Origin of the sequence: Geminicoccus sp., assembly GCF_035556675.1 — a bacterium.
Lineage (GTDB): Bacteria > Pseudomonadota > Alphaproteobacteria > Geminicoccales > Geminicoccaceae > Geminicoccus.
Genome location: NZ_DATMFZ010000043.1, coordinates 1 through 17,761 on the forward strand (window position 1 = coordinate 1; position 17,761 = coordinate 17,761).

Consider the following 17,761-nt stretch of genomic DNA (forward strand, 5'->3'; position numbering starts at 1 on the left):
TGCGGCCGGCCATGGCCGCCTACAACCGCTGCAACAACAGACAACAGATGGTCGCGGCATGGTCTGTGGCAGCGCCTGTTCCAGCGCATTGCCGGCACGGGAACATTCCGGCCGAGCTTGCTCTCGACCGCACCCGCGCCCATCGCTCCGCTTTTGGCGGCAAGGAGGCGAATGGTGCCAAGCGATCGGCCGCGCGCGGGGCGGCCGGACGTCGAAGATCCATTGCTTGGCCGATGATGGTGGCCGACCGGTTGCCTTCACCCTGACGCCGGCAACATCACCGACATCGGCATGGCCATCCCGCTGCTGAGCGCCTCGTCGCCGTCCCGGTGTCTGATCGCCGACGAGGCCCATGATGCCGACAACCTGCGTGCCTGGCTCCGGGCTCGGCACATCCAGGCCGTGATCTCCGCCACCGCCAGTCGTACCATCCCCTATCCGCTCGACCACAAGGCTTGCGCCCGGCGCAAACTGATCGAGCGGCGGTTCGGCCGGCTCGAGAACTGGCGACACATTGCCACGCGCTATGACCGCCTCGCCCAAGACTGCCTGGCCGCGCGCACTCGTCACCATTGCCTCAGTACAGGCTGAGTGAGTTCCCTACCTAGTGGCGGCCAATCCAGCCCCACCCATCCATTGGGTGCAGACGGACGGCCATGCTCCAGCAGGGCCGCGGCACTTCATGCTCAGTTTCCCCGTGCCGAAGGCCAAGCTTTCGCGGCAGTCTCCCTGGGCCGCGCCGAACCGGGGCCATAGTGCTGGCAGCGGTCGGGCCGGGAGCGTCCGTTGAGCTCCGAGAGGGTATTACGGCGTGGCCGGCGAGGCCATGGTAGTCGGGGGCAGGACGGACAGGGTTGAGCGGCAGGGCGGATGGTGCCACGGCTGGCGGCGTGGCGACGGACCGGGAGTGGCGGCCCATGTGCAATCTCTACTCGCTCACCAGGGGTCAGGACGCGATCCGGGCATTCACCGGGGCGATGCGGGACACGACCGGCAACCTGCCGCTCTTGCCGGCGGTCTTCCCGGACCGGCTGGCCCCGGTGGTGCACCGGGCCCAGGACGGGACGCGCGAGCTCGCCATGATGCGCTGGGGCTTCCCGCCGCCGCCGAACCTGGGGGGGCGGCCGGTGACCAACATCCGCAACCTCGCCAGCCCCTACTGGCGCGGCTGGCTGAAGCCCGGCTGGCGCTGTCTGGTACCGGCCAGCTCGTTCTGCGAGTACACGGACAGCCAGCCCAAGGTGCCGCACTGGTTCGCGCTCGATCCGTCCCGGCCGCTGTTCGCGTTCGCGGGGCTGTGGCGCCCCTGGACCGGGATGCGCGGCACCAAGGCGGAACCGGTGGAGGGCGAGCACCAGTTATATGCCTTCCTCACCTGCCCGGCCAACGACGTGGTGCGGCCGATCCATGCGAAGGCCATGCCAGTGCTGCTGACCACGCAGGAGGAGTGCGACACCTGGCTGGAAGGCAGCACCGAGGAGGCCCTTGCCCTGCAGCGCCCCCTGCCCGCCGAAGCCTTGCAGGTCGTGGCCACCGGCCAGCGGGAAGACGGTCTGCAGGAGGACGGACCGGAGCCGTCCTTGCCTTTCTGAAGTCGGTGCGTTTCCGGGCGGCATGCCGTCCGTCGACGATCGGCAACTCGCTCGCGAGGACCCGTCGACGGCCGCGCGCTTGAACGCACCCGGGAGCATGAGGCGCTTCTTCCCCGGCCTCAGACGCTCCTCCCCATGGATCGGGCGTCCATCGGACCGGCGCAGGATGAACTTACTCTGACCACGGAATGTCGAGACTAGCGCCCGCGACGACCGGCCCGGGTGCCAGAGGGCATCGCCCGATACGCACATGAAGCTCGTGGGATTGCTGAGCCCGCCGATCTGCAAGTAGGTCCTGTGTGCCACCCAGGAGGCAGCCGGCCGGCAGCATGATGCAGGAACAGGGACGTGATGCGCCTTCTGTCAGGATCGTGCTCTGGAACATCGCCTGGCGGCGCCGCCACTCGCCGGCCGGGCAATCGCGGACATCGTCGAGCAACATGCTCCCGATGTCGTCTGCCTGACCGAGGCATACGGACTTCCTGCCCGACCGGCACCTGATCAGTGCCAGGGCCGACTATGGGTATCCGCTGAAGGAGGGGCGGCGGAAGGTGCTGCTCTGGAGCAGGCAGCCATGGACCGGCATCGACGATCTGGGCGACGGGCGCCTTCCTTCCGGGCGCTTCGTCTCGGGCACGACCGAGACGAAGCTGGGGTCGTTGCGCATGATCGGGGTGTGCGTGCCATGGCCGGGGGCCCACGTCGCTACAGGACGCAAGGACCGGCGCCGGTGGGAGGATCACCTCGCCTTCCTGGGCGGGTTGTCCGGTGTCCTTGCGCGGCATGAACATACCGGGCGCACCATCCTCCTTGGCGACGTCAACCAGTTCATCCCGCGCAGGCGGGCGCCCCTGCGCGCGTTCCAGGTACTGACCGACGCCATCCCGCCGTTCCTGCGGCTGGCGACGGAAGGCGCCATTCCGGAGTTCGGCCGGCCGTCGATCGATCACCTCTGGCACACGATGGATCTGCGGGCCGTGCGGGTACGTGCGCTGCCTGGGCATGGTCCCGACGGGCGGACCCTGAGCGACCATGTCAGCCTCTTCATCGAGATCCGGCAGGTCCACGAGGACGGCAGCGCTGGAAAACGCACCGACCGGCCTGGAGCGATGCTCTCGGTATCGACGTCCTATCGGCGTTGATGCTGCCAGCGTCCGTCCCGGACGTGGCGCAGTGGCGATCGTCAGGTTTCGACGAGTTCCCCGGCAGGTCGACGGGCCATGGGCGCTGACCCGACCCGTCGACCTCGGCGGCTGTGCAATCCCGGAGGAAGAGGCGGCGACGAAGCCAGTCCTTCCCTTCAGCCGGCGAAGCGGGCCTCCGGCACGCCACGCACGCCCAGATCATAGATCGCGAACAGGGAGCCACGCGGGGCCGGGTCGTCCGGGAAGCGCGGCAGAGGCGGCTTGGCCATGGAGGTGACGTAGAGGATGTCCAGGTTCGGGCCGCCGAACATGGCGCTGGTGACCTTCTTGACCGGCATGTCGATCACCCGGTCGAGCGTGCCGTCCGGCGCATAGCGGGCGAGCTTGCCGGCATAGACGATCGCACTCCAGACGCAGCCCTCGGCATCCACCGTGGCGCCGTCGAAGGCGCCGCCTTCCCACTGCATCTTCGCGAAGGTGCGCTTGTTGGCGATGGCGCCCGTGGCGGTGTCGTAGTCGTAGGCGGAGATCTCGCCGGACCAGGTGTCGGTGAAGTAGAAGGTCCTGCCGTCCGGGCTCCAGCACGGGCCGTTGCTGACGATGATGTCGCCTTCCAGCCTGGTCACCGACAGGTCCGGGTCCATGCGGTAGAGGGCGCCGTTCGGGCCTTCCTCCATCGTGTCCATGGAGCCCGCGACGAAGCGGCCCTGGCGGTCGACCTTGCCGTCGTTGATCCGGTTGTTCGGCTTGTCCGGCTCGGGATCGTGGATCAACTCGACCTCGCCGGACTGAAAGTCCAGGCTGTGCCAGCCGCGCTGCAGGGAAACGATCGCGCCGCCATTCTTGCGCAGGGCCATCGAGCCGATCTTCTGCGGCACGTCCCAGGCGCGCACCTCGCGGCCGTCCTCGGTGCAGCGGAACACCCGGCCGTCGAAGCTGTCGATCCAGTAGAGGCGCTGCTCGTCCACGTCCCACAAGGGGCCTTCGCCGAGCGTGGTCTTGACGTCGACCAGGACCTCGATGCGCATTGCTCGTTCTCCTTGAAGCCTGTCTCAGCCCTTGAAGCGCGGCTCGGGCAGGCCGCGCACACCCAGGCCATGGACGGCGAACAGGCCGCCTGCCTCGCGCTCCTGGCGGCGTCTGCCCCCGAACGGGCGGGCCATGGAAGTGACGTAGAGGATGTCGAGGTCGGCGCCGCCGAACATCACGCTGGTGATGCTGTCCACCGGCATGCCGACCAGCCGGTCGATCGTGCCGTCCGGGGCGAAGCGGACCAGGCGGCCGCCATAGACCTCGGCACTCCAGACATAGCCTTCCGAATCGACGGTGGCGCCGTCCGGATAGCCACGCAGATGGCCCTCGAAGTCGGCGAAGATCCGCCGGCTGAGCAGGTCGCCGGTTTCGGTGTCGTAGGCATAGGCCCAGATCTTCCGGGTCCAGCTGTCGGCGAAATAGAAGATGGTGCCGTCCGGGCTCCAGCACGGGCCGTTGCTGACGATGATGTCGCTTTCCAGCTTGGTCACGGTCAGGTCGGGATCGAGGCGGTAGAGGCCGGCCAGCGGCTCGCGCTCCTCATAGTCCATGCCGCCCGCGACGAAGCGGCCCTGCCGGTCGACCTTGCCGTCGTTCATGCGGGTGCGCCGCACCGACGCTTCCGGATCGGTGATGGGCTGGACCTCGCCGGAGGCCAGATCGAGGAAATGGAAGCCGTTGCGCAGGGAGACCACGGCGCCGCCGCCCTCGCGCAGGCACATCGAGCCGATATGCTCCGGCACCTGCCAGCTCTGCCGGTCCTGGCCGCGTGCGTCGGCACGGTGGACGGCCTTGCCGTGGCTGTCGATCCAGTAGAGGCGCTGCTCCTGGACGTCCCAGAGAGGGCCCTCGCCCAGCTCGTCGCGCGTGTCGGTCAGGAGTTCGATGCGCAGCATGGCAGCAGGCTTCCCGTTCGTTCAGAGGCTCTCGACATTGCCGTCCACGCCCAAGGACTGGCCGGAGATGTTGCGGCCGAGCGGCGAGACCAGGAACAGCGCCATGGCGGCCACGTCGTTCGGGCTCACCATGCGCCGGAGCGAGACGCGGGCGAGATAGGTCGCCTCCATCTCCTCGTAGGGCACCCCCACCTGCTTCGCACGGGCATCGATCACGCCGGTCATGCGTGGCCCGGCCACGATACCCGGCAGGATGGCGTTCACCGTGATGTTCGCCGGCCCCAGCTCCTTGGCGAGGCTCTGGGTCAGGCCGATCACGCCCCACTTGGCGGCGGCATAGGGCGTGCGGAAGGCATAGCCGAACCGGCCGGCCGCCGAGCTCATGTTGATCATGACCCCGCCGCCGGCAGCCTTGAGCAGCGGCACGGCGCGCCTCGCGCACAGGAACTGGCCGGTCAGGTCGACATCGATGCAGCGGCGCCAGTCCGCCAGCGACAATTCCTCGATCGCCCCGGTGGGGCCGGCGATCCCGGCATTGTTCACCAGCACGTCCAGGCCGCCCAGCTGCGCCTGCACCTCCTCGAACAGCCGGTCGACCGCCGCCTCGTCGGCGACGTCCGCCTGGAAGGTCAGGACGTCCGGCTGCGCCTGCTTCAGGGCAGCCAGGGCGGCCGCGTCGACATCGCTGGCCAGCACCTTCGCACCGGCTTCGACCAGCGCGTCGACGATCGCCCGGCCGATCCCGGCCGCGCCGGCGGTCACCAGGACCCGCTGCCCCTTGGCCGAAAGTTCAGGCATGATGTTCCGCTCCGTTCAGGGGTTGCGATCGCGCAGGGCCAGCACGGCCACCAGCACCACCACACCCAGGATGATGTCGCGCACCGCACTCGGCAGGGTCGTGCCGGCCAGCAGGGTCGCAAGGGCCGTCAGCAGGAGGACGCCGCCCAGCATGCCCAGATAATGGCCGCGCCCGCCGGTGATCAGCGTGCCGCCCACCACCACCGCCGCGATCGACGGCAGCAGATACTCGTCGCCCATGCCGAGGCTGGCCTGGCCGGAGAAGCCGGACAGGAGGATGCCGACCAGGGCCGCGCAGAAGCCGGACAGGGCATAGGTGCGGATCAGCGTGCCGCCGACGCCCACGCCGGAGAGCTGCGCCACCAGCGGGCTGTTGCCGACCGCATAGACCCGCCGGCCGAACACGGTGCGGCCGAGCAGCAGCAGGGCCACCACCACGAACAGCACGAGCAGCCAGATCACCGGGGTGACGCCCAAAAAGCTGCCGGTCATCAGCCAGCGCTGCGTGGGCGAGGCGAAGCCCGCGGGCGTGCCGTCGCTGTAGACCAGGGCCGCACCCTGCAGGATGCCGTTCATCGCGATGGTCATCACGATCGGCGGCAGGCCCAGGAACACGATGCCGGCACCATTGGCCATGCCCAGTGCGGTGCCGAGCAGGAGGCCGAAGGGGATTACCCACAGGGCCGCGGCATCCGAGCCGCTGATCAGGTCGGCGGTGACGATGCCGATCAGGCCGATCATCCAGGGCAGCGACAGGTCGAGCCCGCCGGTCAGGATCGCGGTACCCTGGCCCAGCGCCAGGATCGCCAGGAAGGACGACAGCACCAGCAGCGAGTTGAAGTAGGCCGGGTTGGTGAGCGTGCTGCCGTAGATCAGGTGGGTCGCGAGCAGCACCACCACGAAGCCGACATAGGCCGGCACGAGGTAGCGCAGGGTCTGGCGATGCCGCTCCAGCCAGGAGGCCCCATCGGCCTGCCCGGCCTTCAGCGGCGCTGCCGGCAGCTCGGGCGAGAAGGGCTGGGCCGGGTGGCTGCGCGCCAGGGTGCCGGTGCGGCGCGCGCGCAAATTGGTCGCGAGCAGGCGCAGATAGCCGGCCACCGGCGAGTTGCGGTGGAACGAGCCGGCCAGCACCGCGATGATCAGGATCAGACCCTCGACCACCGAGCTGTAATAGGCCGAGACGTTCAGCACGAGCAGGATGTTGACGACGATCATCAGGATGTAGGCGCCGACCAGCGAGCCCACGGCACCGCCGCGCCCGCCGCCCAGCATGGTGCCGCCCAGCACCACCGCGGTGAATACCTGCAGCAGCATCGGCCGGCCGATCAGCGGGTCGGCCGAGCCGGTCTGCGCCGAGATGAAGGCACCGGCCGCGCCATAGAACAGGCCGGCCAGGGTATAGGCCCAGAACTTCACGCTCCGGGTGGCGATGCCGGCGGCCCGGGCGGCCTCCTCGTCGCTGCCGACCGCGTAGATGCCGGTGCCGAAGCGCGAGTTGCGCACGAGGAACCAGACCAGCAGGGCTGCCAGCAGCACCACGATCGGCGCCGGCAGGAGGTCGGTGATCACGTCGCCGGTCAGCGCCATGGAGAATTCGGGCGCGATCATCCCGCCCGGCTTGTCCATGATCAGCAAGGTGATGCCCTGGACGATGAACATCGACGCCAGGGTGACCACGATCGGCTGGAGGCGGACGAAGGCCACGAAGAAGCCGTTGAAGGCGCCGACCGTCCCGCCGATCAGGAGCGCGGCTACGGTCATGGCGAGCTGCGAGCCGACGCTCTCGCCCATCCAGGTCGCGAGCACCACGTTGACCAGCGAGATCACCGCACCGGCAGACAGGTCGAAGCCGCCGCTCAGGATCACGAAGGTCTGGCCCATCGCGGCCAGCGCCAGGGTGGCGCCGCCCGACGACATGAAGCTCAGCTCGAAATAGCTGAACGGGCCGGGCGAGATCCAGTCGACCACCAGGAACAGGGCGACGAACACCAGGAACGCGACCAGGAGGCCGCGATGGCGCGCGAGCGTGCGGCCCAGGCCGGCGCGGCGGCGGGCCGGCGTGCGCTCGGCCATGGCAAGCGTCGTGCTCATGCCGCCATCCCGGCAGGGCGCTGCTCGCCCAGCGCGAAGCGCATGATCGCTTCCTCCTCGATCTCGTCGCCGGCGAGCTCGGCCACGGTCCGGCCGCCATACATGACCTGGACCCGGTCACACAGGTTCACGAGCTCGGCCAGCTCGGTGGAATGGAACAGGACGGCGCCGCCGGCATCGGCAAACGCGCGCATCATCAGATAGAGCTGGTGCTTGGTGCCGACGTCGACGCCGCGGGTGGGGTCGAACATCAAGAGCGTACGGCTGCCGGCCAGCAGCCACTTGCCGATCGCGATCTTCTGCTGGTTGCCACCGGAAAAGGCGCCGGCCGGGGTGTAGAGCGCCCGGGGTGCCACCTCGACCTGCCGGAACACCCGCTCGACCGCCTCGGTCTCGGCGGCCTCGTCGATCAGGCCGTGGCGGGTGAAGCGGTCGATCACCGGCAGGCTGACGTTGCGCCGCCCGTCCAGCTTCAGGAACAGGCCCTCGGTCTTGCGGTCCTCCGGCACCAGGCTGATGCCGATATTGGCGGCGATCGCGTCCTTGGGCGAGGCCAGAGTCACCTCGCGGCCGTCGACCAGGATCTGGCCGCTGGTCAGCGGGGCCATGCCGAAGCAGCTCAGGAACAGCTGCTGCTGGCCCATGCCCTGCAGGGCGGCGATGCCCAGGATCTCGCCCGGCCAGAGCGAGAAGTTGCCGTCCTCCAGCCGTCCGGCGGTGGCGACCCGGCGCGCCTCCAGGACCGGCGGAGTGGCCGGCTTCGCCCGGGGCTTCGGCCGTGGCGGGAAGGTCGCGGCCAGGGAACGGCCGATGATCATCCGCACGACCTCGTCGTCGCTCACCTGGTCCACCGGTGCGGTGCCGACTTCCTTGCCGTTGCGCAGCACGGTGAGCCGGTCGCAGAACATCCGGACCTCGGGCATCCGGTGCGAGATGAACACCACGGTGACGCCGTCGCGGGTCACGGTCCGGATCAGCTCGCCCAGCCAGTCGATGTCGCGGCCGGTCAGGCTGGAGGTCGGCTCGTCGAGCAGGAGGATGCGCGGCTTGCGGAACACGGCACGCGCGATCTCGATCTTCTGCCGGACCGGCAGCTCCAGCTCGCGGATCTCCGCGCGCGGGTCGACGTCCGCCAGGCCCAGGGAGGCCAGATGGGCCGCCACCTGCCGCTCGCCCTCGCGCCGGCGCAGCTGGCCGAGCATGCCGGTCGGCGCCCTGGGCAGGAGCATGTTGTCCGTGACGGTCAGGTCGCGGACCAGCGTCATCTCCTGATAGGCGGTCTGCACTCCCAGGCGCTGCGCGTCCTGCGGCCTGGCCAGCCGGACCGGCTCGCCGAACAGCTCCAGGCTGCCCGCGTCGGGCTGGATGAAGCCGGAGAGCATCTTCACCGTGGTCGACTTGCCCGCACCGTTCTCGCCGAGCAGGGCGTGGACCTCGCCGCGCGCCACCGTGAACGACATGCCGGCCAGCGCCACGGTGGCGCCATAAGCCTTGGTGGCATTCACGACTTTCAGTGCGTCTGCCGCCAAGGGCTGAGCGACGGCCATCCCTTAATCCCGCTACGGAAGATGAAGCACAAAAACCGTCCCGGGCGGATCCTGCCGCCCGGGACGGTCGATGTTCCGGCTTACTGCTCGGGCTCGCCCAGGAGCGCCGCGTTCAGGCCGACCTCAGGGGTATCCGGCGAGTAGATCGAGGCGAACCAGCCGGGATTGGTGATGATCGACGGCTTGAACACGTTGCAGCCCTCGGACATCTCCTGCCAGGTCCCCTCCTCGCAGAGCTTCATCTCCTCGCTGGTGTAGAGCGGCAGCGGCAGGGTGGTGAGCTTGGGGATCTCCTTGCCTTCCAGCTTCTGCACCGCGAGCTTCAGCGCCAGCGCACCGGAATAGGGCGGCGAGGCGTAGGAGATGCGCTGGGCACCCATCGGCGCATACATGCCGTTGGCGCCCTCGACCTCGGTGCCGACCGGCAGGGCCTGGATGCGGCCGCCGTTCGAGCCCTCGCCGGCGCAGGGCAGGAGATCCTCGGGCTTGATGCCCGCCTCGATCTGCATCGCGTTGGCGGTGAAGCAGCCGACCTGCATCCACAGCCCGTCGATGTCGGCCCATTTATGGGTCGCCAGGATCTTGGACAGCTCGGTGCGCGCGTTGGCCTGGCTCCACATGCCGGGCGCCTCGGCGACGATCTCGATCTCGGGGTGCTTGGCGAACACTTCCTTGGCCGCCGCGGTGCGCAGCGTGTCCACCGAGGTGCCGGGCACACCGGTGATCGCCACGATCTTGCCCTTGCCGCCGAGCTTGTCGACCAGCCACTCGGCGGTCTTCTGCCCGGCTTCCGTCTGGTCGATCGTGACGTTGTGGGCGCAGGGCTCGGTGATCTCGGCGTCATAGGCGATGATGGTGACGCCGCGCCCGCAGGCGGCGCGCACCACCTGGTTCAGCGCCGTGGGCGAGATCGGGTAGACGACGATCGCGTCGGCACCGGCCTGGACCATCGAGTTGATCTGCTGGATCTGGCGCTGCGCGTTCGGGCCGGACACCTGGACCTGCAGGTCGACCTTGTCCCGCATCGACGGGTGGGCGGCCATCGCCTTGATCATGTTGGCGGCCTCGGCCTGCCAGTCATTGCCGATATAGCTCATCGACAAGAAGATCTTGTGCTTCTCGGCCGCGGCCGCGTCGCCGGCCATCCCGCCGGCACCGATCACGCATCCGGCCGCCAGCAGCGACGCGAACAGCTTGCGTAGATTCCTCATCGGTTCTGCCTCCCCCTCCCGGCGGGCCTGTCTGCCGCCGGTATTGTCCCTTGGCTGATCTTTGATCATAGATCACGGGGTACGGCAACCGCGCTCGCGACCCATCCGCGTTGCGGCGGCGAACGAATCGGGGAGGAATAATGACACTCGTAGAGGCAGGCCGGCTGCCCGCGCGCCCGGTCGGCCGGGACAGCATGCAGGAGCGGGTCTATCGGCAGCTGGTCCAGATGATCCTGGACGGCGAACTGGAGCCTGGCCGGACCATGACCATCGGCGGCATCGCCGAGGCGTTCCAGGTCAGCGCCATGCCGGTCCGCGAGGCCCTGCACCGGCTGAGTGCCGCCAAGGCGCTGACGGTGGTGACCGGCCGCTCGGTGGGGATTCCGCCGCTCACGATCGCCAGGCTCACCGACCTTTGCCGGGTCCGCGTCGAGGTCGAGGGCATCGCGGCAGAATGGGCGGCAGCGAACGTCGATGCCGCGACGCTCGGCCGGCTCGACGGGCTGATCCAGCACATGTCGGCTGCCGCCGGCACGGCCGACCATCCCGGATTCCTGCCGCTCAATCGCAGCTTCCACTTTGCCGTCTACGAGGCCGCCGGTTCCGACACCCTCCTGGCGCTGATCGAGAGCCTATGGCTGCAGATCGGCCCCTATCTCAGCCTCCTGCGCGGCTCCGGCAACTGGCGGACTGCGAACCGGCAGCACCAGGCGATGCGCGACGCGCTGGCCCGCCGGGACGGCAAGGCCGCGCGGGCGGCCCTGTGCGCCGATATCGAGGAAGCGGCGGCACTCCTGGAGCCGCTCCTGGGCTGACGGCGGCGGTCAGCTCACCAGGAATCAGGCCAGTCGGAACAGGACGGTCGCGAGCGGCGGCAGCACCAGCTGGAGCGAGACGTCCTGGCCGTGCGCCGGCACCTCCTCGGTAGGCACGCTGCCGCCATTGCCGACATTGCTGCCGCCATAGCCCAGCGCATCGGTGTTCAGGATCTCCTGCCAGGTCCCTGCCCGCGGTACGCCGATCCGGTAGCCGTAGCGCGGCACCGGCGTCATGTTGCTGACCGCGAGGATGACCGAGCCGCTGTCGGGTGCGGTGCGCAGCATGGCGAACACCGAGTTGGCGGCGTCGTCGACCACCGCCCAGGCGAACGCATTGGGATCGAAGTCGGTCGCGTGCAGGGCAGGCTCGTCCTGGTAGATCCGGTTCAGGTCGCGCACCAGGCGCTGCATCCCGGCATGGCGCGGGTCGTCCAGCAGCTCCCAGCTCAACTGCGCGTCATGGTTCCACTCGGCGACCTGGGCGATCTCGCAGCCCATGAACAGCAGCTTCTTGCCGGGATGCGCCCACATATAGCCCAGATAGGCCCGCAGGTTGGCGAACTTCTGCCAGTCGTCGCCCGGCATCTTGCGCAGGAGCGAGCCCTTGCCGTGCACCACCTCGTCATGGGACAGCGGCAGCACGAAGCGCTCGGTATAGGCATAGACCATGCCGAAGGTGAACGCGCCGTGGTTGTAGCTGCGGTAGACCGGATCCTGCTCCATGTAGTGGAGCGTGTCGTGCATCCAGCCCATGTTCCATTTGTAGGTAAAGCCCAGCCCGCCTTCCTCGACGGGCCTGGTCACGCCCGGCCAGGCAGTCGATTCCTCGGCCAGCGTCACCGCACCCGGGCAGCGCTGCGGCACGATGCTGTTCAGGTGCTTGAAGAACTCGACCGCTTCCAGGTTCTCCCGCCCGCCATAGCGGTTGGGGATCCACTCCCCGGCCTTGCGGCTGTAGTCGCGGTACAGCATGGAGGCCACCGCATCGACGCGCAGCGCGTCGACATGGAAGCGCTCCAGCCAGTCCAGGGCGCTGGCGATCAGGAAGCCCTTCACCTCGTTGCGGCCGAGATTGTAGATCAGCGTGTTCCAGTCCTGGTGGAACCCTTCGCGCGGATCCTGGTGCTCGTAGAGTGCGGTGCCGTCGAACTGGGCCAGGCCGAACACGTCGGTCGGGAAGTGTGCGGGCACCCAGTCCAGGATCACGCCGATGTTCGCGGCGTGGCAGCGGTCGACGAAGGCCGCGAAGTCCTCGGGCGTGCCGTAGCGGCCGGTCGGCGCGAACAGGCCCAGCGGCTGGTAGCCCCAGGAGCCGCCGAACGGGTGCTCCATGATCGGCAGGAGCTCGATATGGGTGAAGCCCATCTCGGCCACATACGGGATCAGCCGCTCGGAAAGCTCCGACCAGTCCAGGCTGCGGTTGCCGTCGGCGGCATCGCGCATCCAGGAGCCGGCATGGACCTCGTAGATCGAGATCGGCGCGCTGCCGCCCTGCCGTTCCGCCCGCTGCGCCAGCCAGCCCTCGTCCGTCCAGCGGAATGGCTCGGCACGGGCGACGATCGAGGCCGTGCCGGGCGCCGCCTCGGCGGCACGGGCCACCGGATCGGCCTTCTGCGGCAGGAGCTGGCCCGACGGGCCCAGCAGTTCGTACTTGTAGCGGTCGCCCGGCCCGAGCCGCGGGATGAACAGTTCCCAGACCCCGGCCTCCTGGCGCCGGCGCATCGGGTGGCGCCGCCCGTCCCAGGCGTTGAAGTCGCCCACCACCGAGACGCGCCTGGCATTCGGCGCCCAGACGGCAAACCGCACGCCCGGCACGCCGTGACAGGTCATGGCCGTGGCGCCCAGCACATGACTCAGCTGGTAATGGGTGCCCTGGGCGATCAGGTGCAGGTCGAGCTCGCCCAGCAGCAGGCCGAAACTGTAGGGGTCCTCGGTCTCCTGGATCGCTTCCGGCCAGTGGATCCGGAAGCGGTAGGCGCTGAAGCGTTCCAGATGCCCGGCGAACAGGCCGGCAGGGTGGACCGGCTCCAGGAAGGCCAGCCGCTCGCCGGTCTCCCGCGCCAGGAGTTCGACTGCGGAAGCGCCCGGCAGGAAGGCGCGCACGATGCCGCCCTCGCCATGCGCATGCGGCCCCAGGATCGCGAACGGGTCGCCGTGCCGGCCTTCCGCCAGTGCTTGCACCTCGGCCAGATCGATGCCGGCCAGAAGGGATTCCTGCGCCGCCATCATGCCACCTCGCCGGTGCCGCTGGCGGTGAGGCGGTCGGCGATGGTGGCCAGCCCGCGCAACGGGATGCCCAGCCATCTCGGCCGGTTGGCCGCTTCGTACTGCACTTCGTAGGCTGCCTTTTCCAGGAGGAACAGGTCGAGCAGCGGATCGCGCCGCTCTGGCGAGAAGCCGAGCTGGGGTGCCGCGTCGATCGCCTCGACATAGCCGGCGAGGAATGCCTGCTCCGCACCTTGGCGGAACTGGTCGACCAGCCGGAGCCGCGCTTCCTGCAGCTGTGGCGTGGCCGCCTCCTCCTCCGGCGGCACCGCCGACACGGCCGCATAGTCGAGCGAGCGGAGCAGGCCGGCCACGTCGCGCAGCGGACTGGTGATGGCGCGGCGCTCCGCCAGCGGCCGGACGGGTTCGCCCTCGAAGTCGATGATGTACGCATCGCCATGCGCCACCAGGACCTGGCCCAGGTGGAAGTCGCCATGGATGCGGGTCATCAGCGTCCCCTTGCCGGCCTCGGCCAGGCGGTCGACCGCTGCCAGCAGCGGCTCCCGCATGGTGAGCAGCCGGTCGGCGAGGGTGACCAGCTCGGGCTCCAGATCGGCCCGCGCGCGCTCCAGGATCGTGAACGCCGTGGCGAGCTGGTTGGCGGCACGCGAGCGCCATTCGTCCAGTGCCGCAGCGTCGGCCGATACCGGGGCGAAGGACGGGTCATCGCTGGGCCTGGCCAGCACCGCATGGAGCTCGCCCAGGCGCCGGCCGACGACGCCCACGAAATTGTCCAGCGTGGTGAACACCTCCTCGTCGTCACCATGCTCGTCCGCCGCCATCAGGGCATGCTCGTCGATCGTGCGCTTCAGGTTCTCCAGGAGCCAGTGCCAGGCATCGCCCTGGTTGCGGATGGCGCCCTGGACGATCACCAGCGTGTGCGGCGTGCCGTCCTCACCCACCCGCAGCACCTCGCCCAGCAGCGGCGAGGAGTTGGCATAGCCCGCTTCCGTGAGATGACGGGTCATCTCGGCCTCGGGATGGATGCCCGGGTGGATGCGGCGCACCAGCTTGATCATGGCGAAGTCGCCGATGACCAGCGAGCTGTTGGACTGCTCGGCGGACAGCCAGCGGATCGGCGCGTCCTCGCCGAGCTCGCTGCAGTCGAGGCCGGGTGCACCCACGAAGTCGATGCGCCCCTCGGGCGTGCTGATCTGGGTGCCGTCGCACAAGGCGCGCAGCAGCCCGTGCGCCCAGCGGTCGACCGCGAAGCCGTCGGTGAGGAAGCCCACCCGGCGCCCGCGGCGTACCCGGGCCAGCGCCAGCTGCTGCGGCAGCGGGTTCGGCGCCCCGCCGTCCCAGGTGACGCCGAGCGGCAGGAAGTAGCGCTCCGCGCGGTCCCCGAGCGTTGCCTCGATCTCGCCCAGCACCACGTCCTCGGCGAACGGCATGGCGATCGACCAGGCGACCCGGGCAGCGGTCAGCCGCTCGTTCTTGGCGGCGAACCAGCGGCGCAGCGGGAGATAGGTCGGCAGGATGTCCTTCGCGATCGCATTGGCGGTCCGCGGCTCCATGATCTCCCCCAGGGAGTGGCGGAGCACGATCGTCTCGAACTCGGGCAGCTGCTCGGGCGGGGTCATCCGCCATTTCGGGCTGTCCGCCTCCGGCATGAGCTGGAAGCCGAAAAAGCCATAGGGCGGCAGGGTCAGCAGATAGGTGAGCTGGCCGATCGGCGGGAAGGGAGTGGGGCCGGTCAGCTCGAGCGGGACGTAGCCAGCGTAAGCCGACAGATCGAGCTCCACTGCCTGGGGTGCCCGCGACAGGTTGGCGACGCACAGGATGGTGTCGCCGTCCAGCTCGCGCAGATAGGCCAGGACCTTGCGGTTGGCCGGATAGAGCAGCCGGAAGCTGCCGCGGCCCATGGAGGGGTGGCTGCGGCGCAGGGTGAGGGCGCGGCGCATCCAGTTCAGCAGGGAATGCTGGTCGCGGCTCTGCGCCTCGACGTTGACCGTCTCATAGCCGTAGAGCGGGTCCATGATCGGCGGCAGGACCAGGCCGGCCGGATCAGCGCGGGAGAAGCCGCCGTTGCGGTCCGGCGACCACTGCATGGGCGTGCGCACCCCGTCCCGGTCGCCCAGGTAGATGTTGTCGCCCATGCCGATCTCGTCGCCGTAATAGACGACCGGCGTGCCCGGCATCGACAGGAGCAGGGCGTTCATCAGCTCGATGCGACGCCGGTCGCGCTGCATGAGCGGGCCCAGCCTGCGGCGGATGCCCAGGTTGATGCGCGCGCGCTTGTCGGCGGCGTAGGTGTTCCAGAGATAATCCCGCTCCTCGTCCGTCACCATCTCGAGGGTCAGCTCGTCATGGTTGCGCAGGAAGATCGCCCACTGGCAGTTGCTCGGGATCTCCGGGGTCTGGCGCAGGATGTCGGTAATCGGGAACCGATCCTCCTTGGCGATCGCCATGTACATCCGCGGCATCAGCGGGAAGTGGAACGCCATGTGGCATTCGTCGCCGTCGCCGAAATATTGCTGAGTGTCCTCCGGCCACTGGTTGGCCTCGGCCAGCAGCATCCGGTCGGGATATTCCTTGTCCAATGCGGCGCGGATCTTCTTCAGGACCACATGGGTCTCGGGCAGGTTCTCGTTGTTGGTCCCTTCCCGCTCGACCAGATAGGGGATCGCGTCGAGGCGCAGCCCGTCGATCCCCATGTCCAGCCAGTAGCGCATCACGCTCAGGACCTCTTCGAGCACCTGCGGGTTGTCGAAGTTCAGGTCCGGCTGGTGCGAGTAGAAACGGTGCCAGAAATAGGCACCGGCCACCGGGTCCCAGGTCCAGTTCGACTTCTCCGTGTCGATGAAGATGATCCGGGTCTCGGGATATTTCTGGTCGTTGTCCGACCAGACATAGAAGTCGCGCTCAGGTGAACCCGGCGGGGCGCGGCGTGCACGCTGAAACCAGGGGTGCTGGTCGGAGGTGTGGTTGATCACCAGCTCGGTGATCACCCGCAGGCCGCGGGCATGGGCCTCCTTCACGAAGGTCCTGAACTCGTCGAGCGTGCCGTAGTCGGGGCTGACGTCGCGATATTCGGCGATGTCGTAGCCGTCGTCGCGCCTAGGCGACGGGTAGAACGGCAGGAGCCAGATCGTGTTGACGCCCAGCGAGGCGATGTAGTCGAGCTTTTGCAGCAGCCCCGCGAAGTCGCCGATCCCGTCATTGTTGGAATCGAAGAACGACTTCACGTGGAGCTGGTAGATGATCGCGTCCTTATACCAAAGCGGATCGCCGCGCGTGCCCGTGGCGATGTCGGAGTCCGTTTCGGGCGGTGGTGCTGCCTCCTGCTCCAGGATGGACGCCTCGTTCTTCTCAAGCATCGTTCTTCAGCCCCTTGCCGCCACGCGCCAGATCGAGAAGGGCAGTTCGCCAGGATCACAGCGGATCCGCTGGTGCTTGCCGGTCCAGGTGAACGTCTGTCCGCGCATCAGGTCCTCCACCTCCAGCGTGCCGTGGTCGGGCAGCCCGAACTTCCACAGCGGCAGCTCGACATCGGCCTCCTGGGCGTGGTGCGGGTCCAGGCCTACCGCGATCAGCAGGACGTTCTCCCGCCCGGGCGTGGCCTTCTCGTAGAACAGGACCTGGTCGTTCCACGCCTGGAGGAAGCTGACACCCAGATGGCTGTGCAGGGCGGGATTGGTCCGGCGGATCCGGTTCAGCTGGCGGATCTCGGCGATGATGTTGCCCGGCCGGTCCCAGTCCCAAGCGCGGATCTCGTACTTCTCGCTGTCCGCATATTCCTTCTTCTTGGCGTCCGGCCGGCCCTCGCACAGCTCGAAGCCGTTATACATGCCCCAAAGCCCGGACAGCGTGGTCGCCAGTGCCGCGCGGATCAGATAGGCCGAGCGCGGCGCGTCCTGGAGGAAGTCCGGGTTGATGTCCGGCGTGTTCACGAAGAAATGCGGCCGGAAGAAATCCTTGGGCGCGGTCTGGGTGAGCTCGGTCAGGTACTCGGTGAGCTCCCACTTGGTGTTGCGCCAGGTGAAGTAGGTATAGGACTGCGAGTAGCCGATCTTGGCCAGGCGATACATGACCTTGGGCCGGGTGAAGGCCTCGGCCAGGAACACCACGTCCGGATGGTCGCGCCGCACGTCCGCGATCAGCCATTCCCAGAACGGGAAGGGCTTGGTGTGCGGGTTGTCGATCCGGAACAGCTTCACCCCCTGCTCCACCCAGAGCAGGATCACGTCGCGCAGTTCCACCCAGAGCGAGGGCATCGCGCCCTTGGCGTAGAAGTCGACGTTGACGATGTCCTCGTATTTCTTGGGCGGGTTCTCCGCGTACTTGATCGTCCCGTCCGGCCGCCAGTCGAACCAGTCCGGGTGCTGCTTGAGCCAGGGATGGTCGGGCGAGGCCTGGATCGCGATGT

General features: G+C 68.5%; 13 protein-coding genes and 1 pseudogene. 5 read left to right on the forward strand and 9 right to left on the reverse strand.

Annotated elements, in window-relative coordinates:
* The 4 genes from VNS22_RS28480 to VNS22_RS03180 all read left to right on the forward strand — a co-directional run.
* The coding region (locus tag VNS22_RS28480) for a hypothetical protein (protein WP_325729538.1) at positions 1 to 266 on the forward strand (266 nt) is incomplete at its 5' end.
* A gap of 25 nt (positions 267 to 291) precedes the next feature.
* Entirely contained in the window at positions 292 to 591 is a 300-nt protein-coding gene (locus tag VNS22_RS28485) for a transposase (RefSeq protein ID WP_325729540.1), read from the forward strand.
* 326 nt (positions 592 to 917) lie between these two features.
* Positions 918 to 1,592, forward strand: a complete 675-nt coding sequence (locus tag VNS22_RS03175; RefSeq protein WP_349261695.1) for an SOS response-associated peptidase — start codon at positions 918 to 920, stop codon at positions 1,590 to 1,592.
* Between the two features lie 551 nt (positions 1,593 to 2,143).
* On the forward strand, positions 2,144 to 2,734 hold the full coding sequence (locus VNS22_RS03180) for a hypothetical protein (RefSeq protein ID WP_325729544.1): 591 nt from the start codon (positions 2,144 to 2,146) through the stop codon (positions 2,732 to 2,734).
* Positions 2,735 to 2,892: 158 nt separating this feature from the next.
* On the opposite strand, the gene VNS22_RS03185 is transcribed toward VNS22_RS03180, so the two are convergent.
* From VNS22_RS03185 to VNS22_RS03210, 6 genes are all read right to left on the reverse strand, one after another.
* Positions 2,893 to 3,765, reverse strand: coding sequence for an SMP-30/gluconolactonase/LRE family protein (locus VNS22_RS03185; protein WP_325729546.1), 873 nt, complete (start codon positions 3,763 to 3,765; stop codon positions 2,893 to 2,895).
* 24 nt (positions 3,766 to 3,789) lie between these two features.
* A complete protein-coding gene (locus tag VNS22_RS03190; protein ID WP_349261696.1) occupies positions 3,790 to 4,662 on the reverse strand; it encodes an SMP-30/gluconolactonase/LRE family protein in 873 nt (290 codons plus the stop codon).
* 24 nt (positions 4,663 to 4,686) lie between these two features.
* Complete coding sequence (locus VNS22_RS03195; RefSeq protein ID WP_325729550.1) at positions 4,687 to 5,463, reverse strand: SDR family oxidoreductase; 777 nt, start codon at positions 5,461 to 5,463, stop codon at positions 4,687 to 4,689.
* A gap of 15 nt (positions 5,464 to 5,478) precedes the next feature.
* Positions 5,479 to 7,554 carry an ABC transporter permease gene (locus VNS22_RS03200; protein ID WP_325729552.1) on the reverse strand — a complete coding sequence of 692 codons (2,076 nt, stop codon included), beginning with the start codon at positions 7,552 to 7,554 and terminating at the stop codon, positions 5,479 to 5,481.
* Positions 7,551 to 9,101 (reverse strand): sugar ABC transporter ATP-binding protein, encoded by a 1,551-nt coding sequence (locus tag VNS22_RS03205; protein ID WP_325729554.1) that lies wholly within the window; start codon positions 9,099 to 9,101, stop codon positions 7,551 to 7,553. The genes VNS22_RS03200 and VNS22_RS03205 overlap by 4 nt, the downstream gene beginning before the upstream one ends.
* 80 nt (positions 9,102 to 9,181) lie before the next feature.
* On the reverse strand, positions 9,182 to 10,246 hold the full coding sequence (locus VNS22_RS03210; protein ID WP_349261697.1) for a sugar ABC transporter substrate-binding protein: 1,065 nt from the start codon (positions 10,244 to 10,246) through the stop codon (positions 9,182 to 9,184).
* A 206-nt stretch (positions 10,247 to 10,452) separates the two neighbouring features.
* Between VNS22_RS03210 and VNS22_RS03215 the strand changes: the two genes are divergently transcribed.
* Complete coding sequence (locus VNS22_RS03215; RefSeq protein WP_325729558.1) at positions 10,453 to 11,127, forward strand: GntR family transcriptional regulator; 675 nt, start codon at positions 10,453 to 10,455, stop codon at positions 11,125 to 11,127.
* Positions 11,128 to 11,151: 24 nt separating this feature from the next.
* Here VNS22_RS03215 and glgB read toward each other — a convergent pair whose 3' ends face one another.
* The 3 genes and pseudogenes from glgB to VNS22_RS03230 all read right to left on the reverse strand — a co-directional run.
* Positions 11,152 to 13,359: a 1,4-alpha-glucan branching protein GlgB gene (gene glgB / locus VNS22_RS03220; protein WP_349261694.1), complete on the reverse strand. Its 2,208-nt coding sequence runs from the start codon at positions 13,357 to 13,359 to the stop codon at positions 11,152 to 11,154.
* Complete coding sequence (treS, locus tag VNS22_RS03225) at positions 13,356 to 16,712, reverse strand: maltose alpha-D-glucosyltransferase (protein ID WP_325729562.1); 3,357 nt, start codon at positions 16,710 to 16,712, stop codon at positions 13,356 to 13,358. The genes glgB and treS overlap by 4 nt, the downstream gene beginning before the upstream one ends.
* A gap of 6 nt (positions 16,713 to 16,718) precedes the next feature.
* Positions 16,719 to 17,761, reverse strand: a pseudogene (locus VNS22_RS03230) (DUF3416 domain-containing protein); the annotation flags it as partial.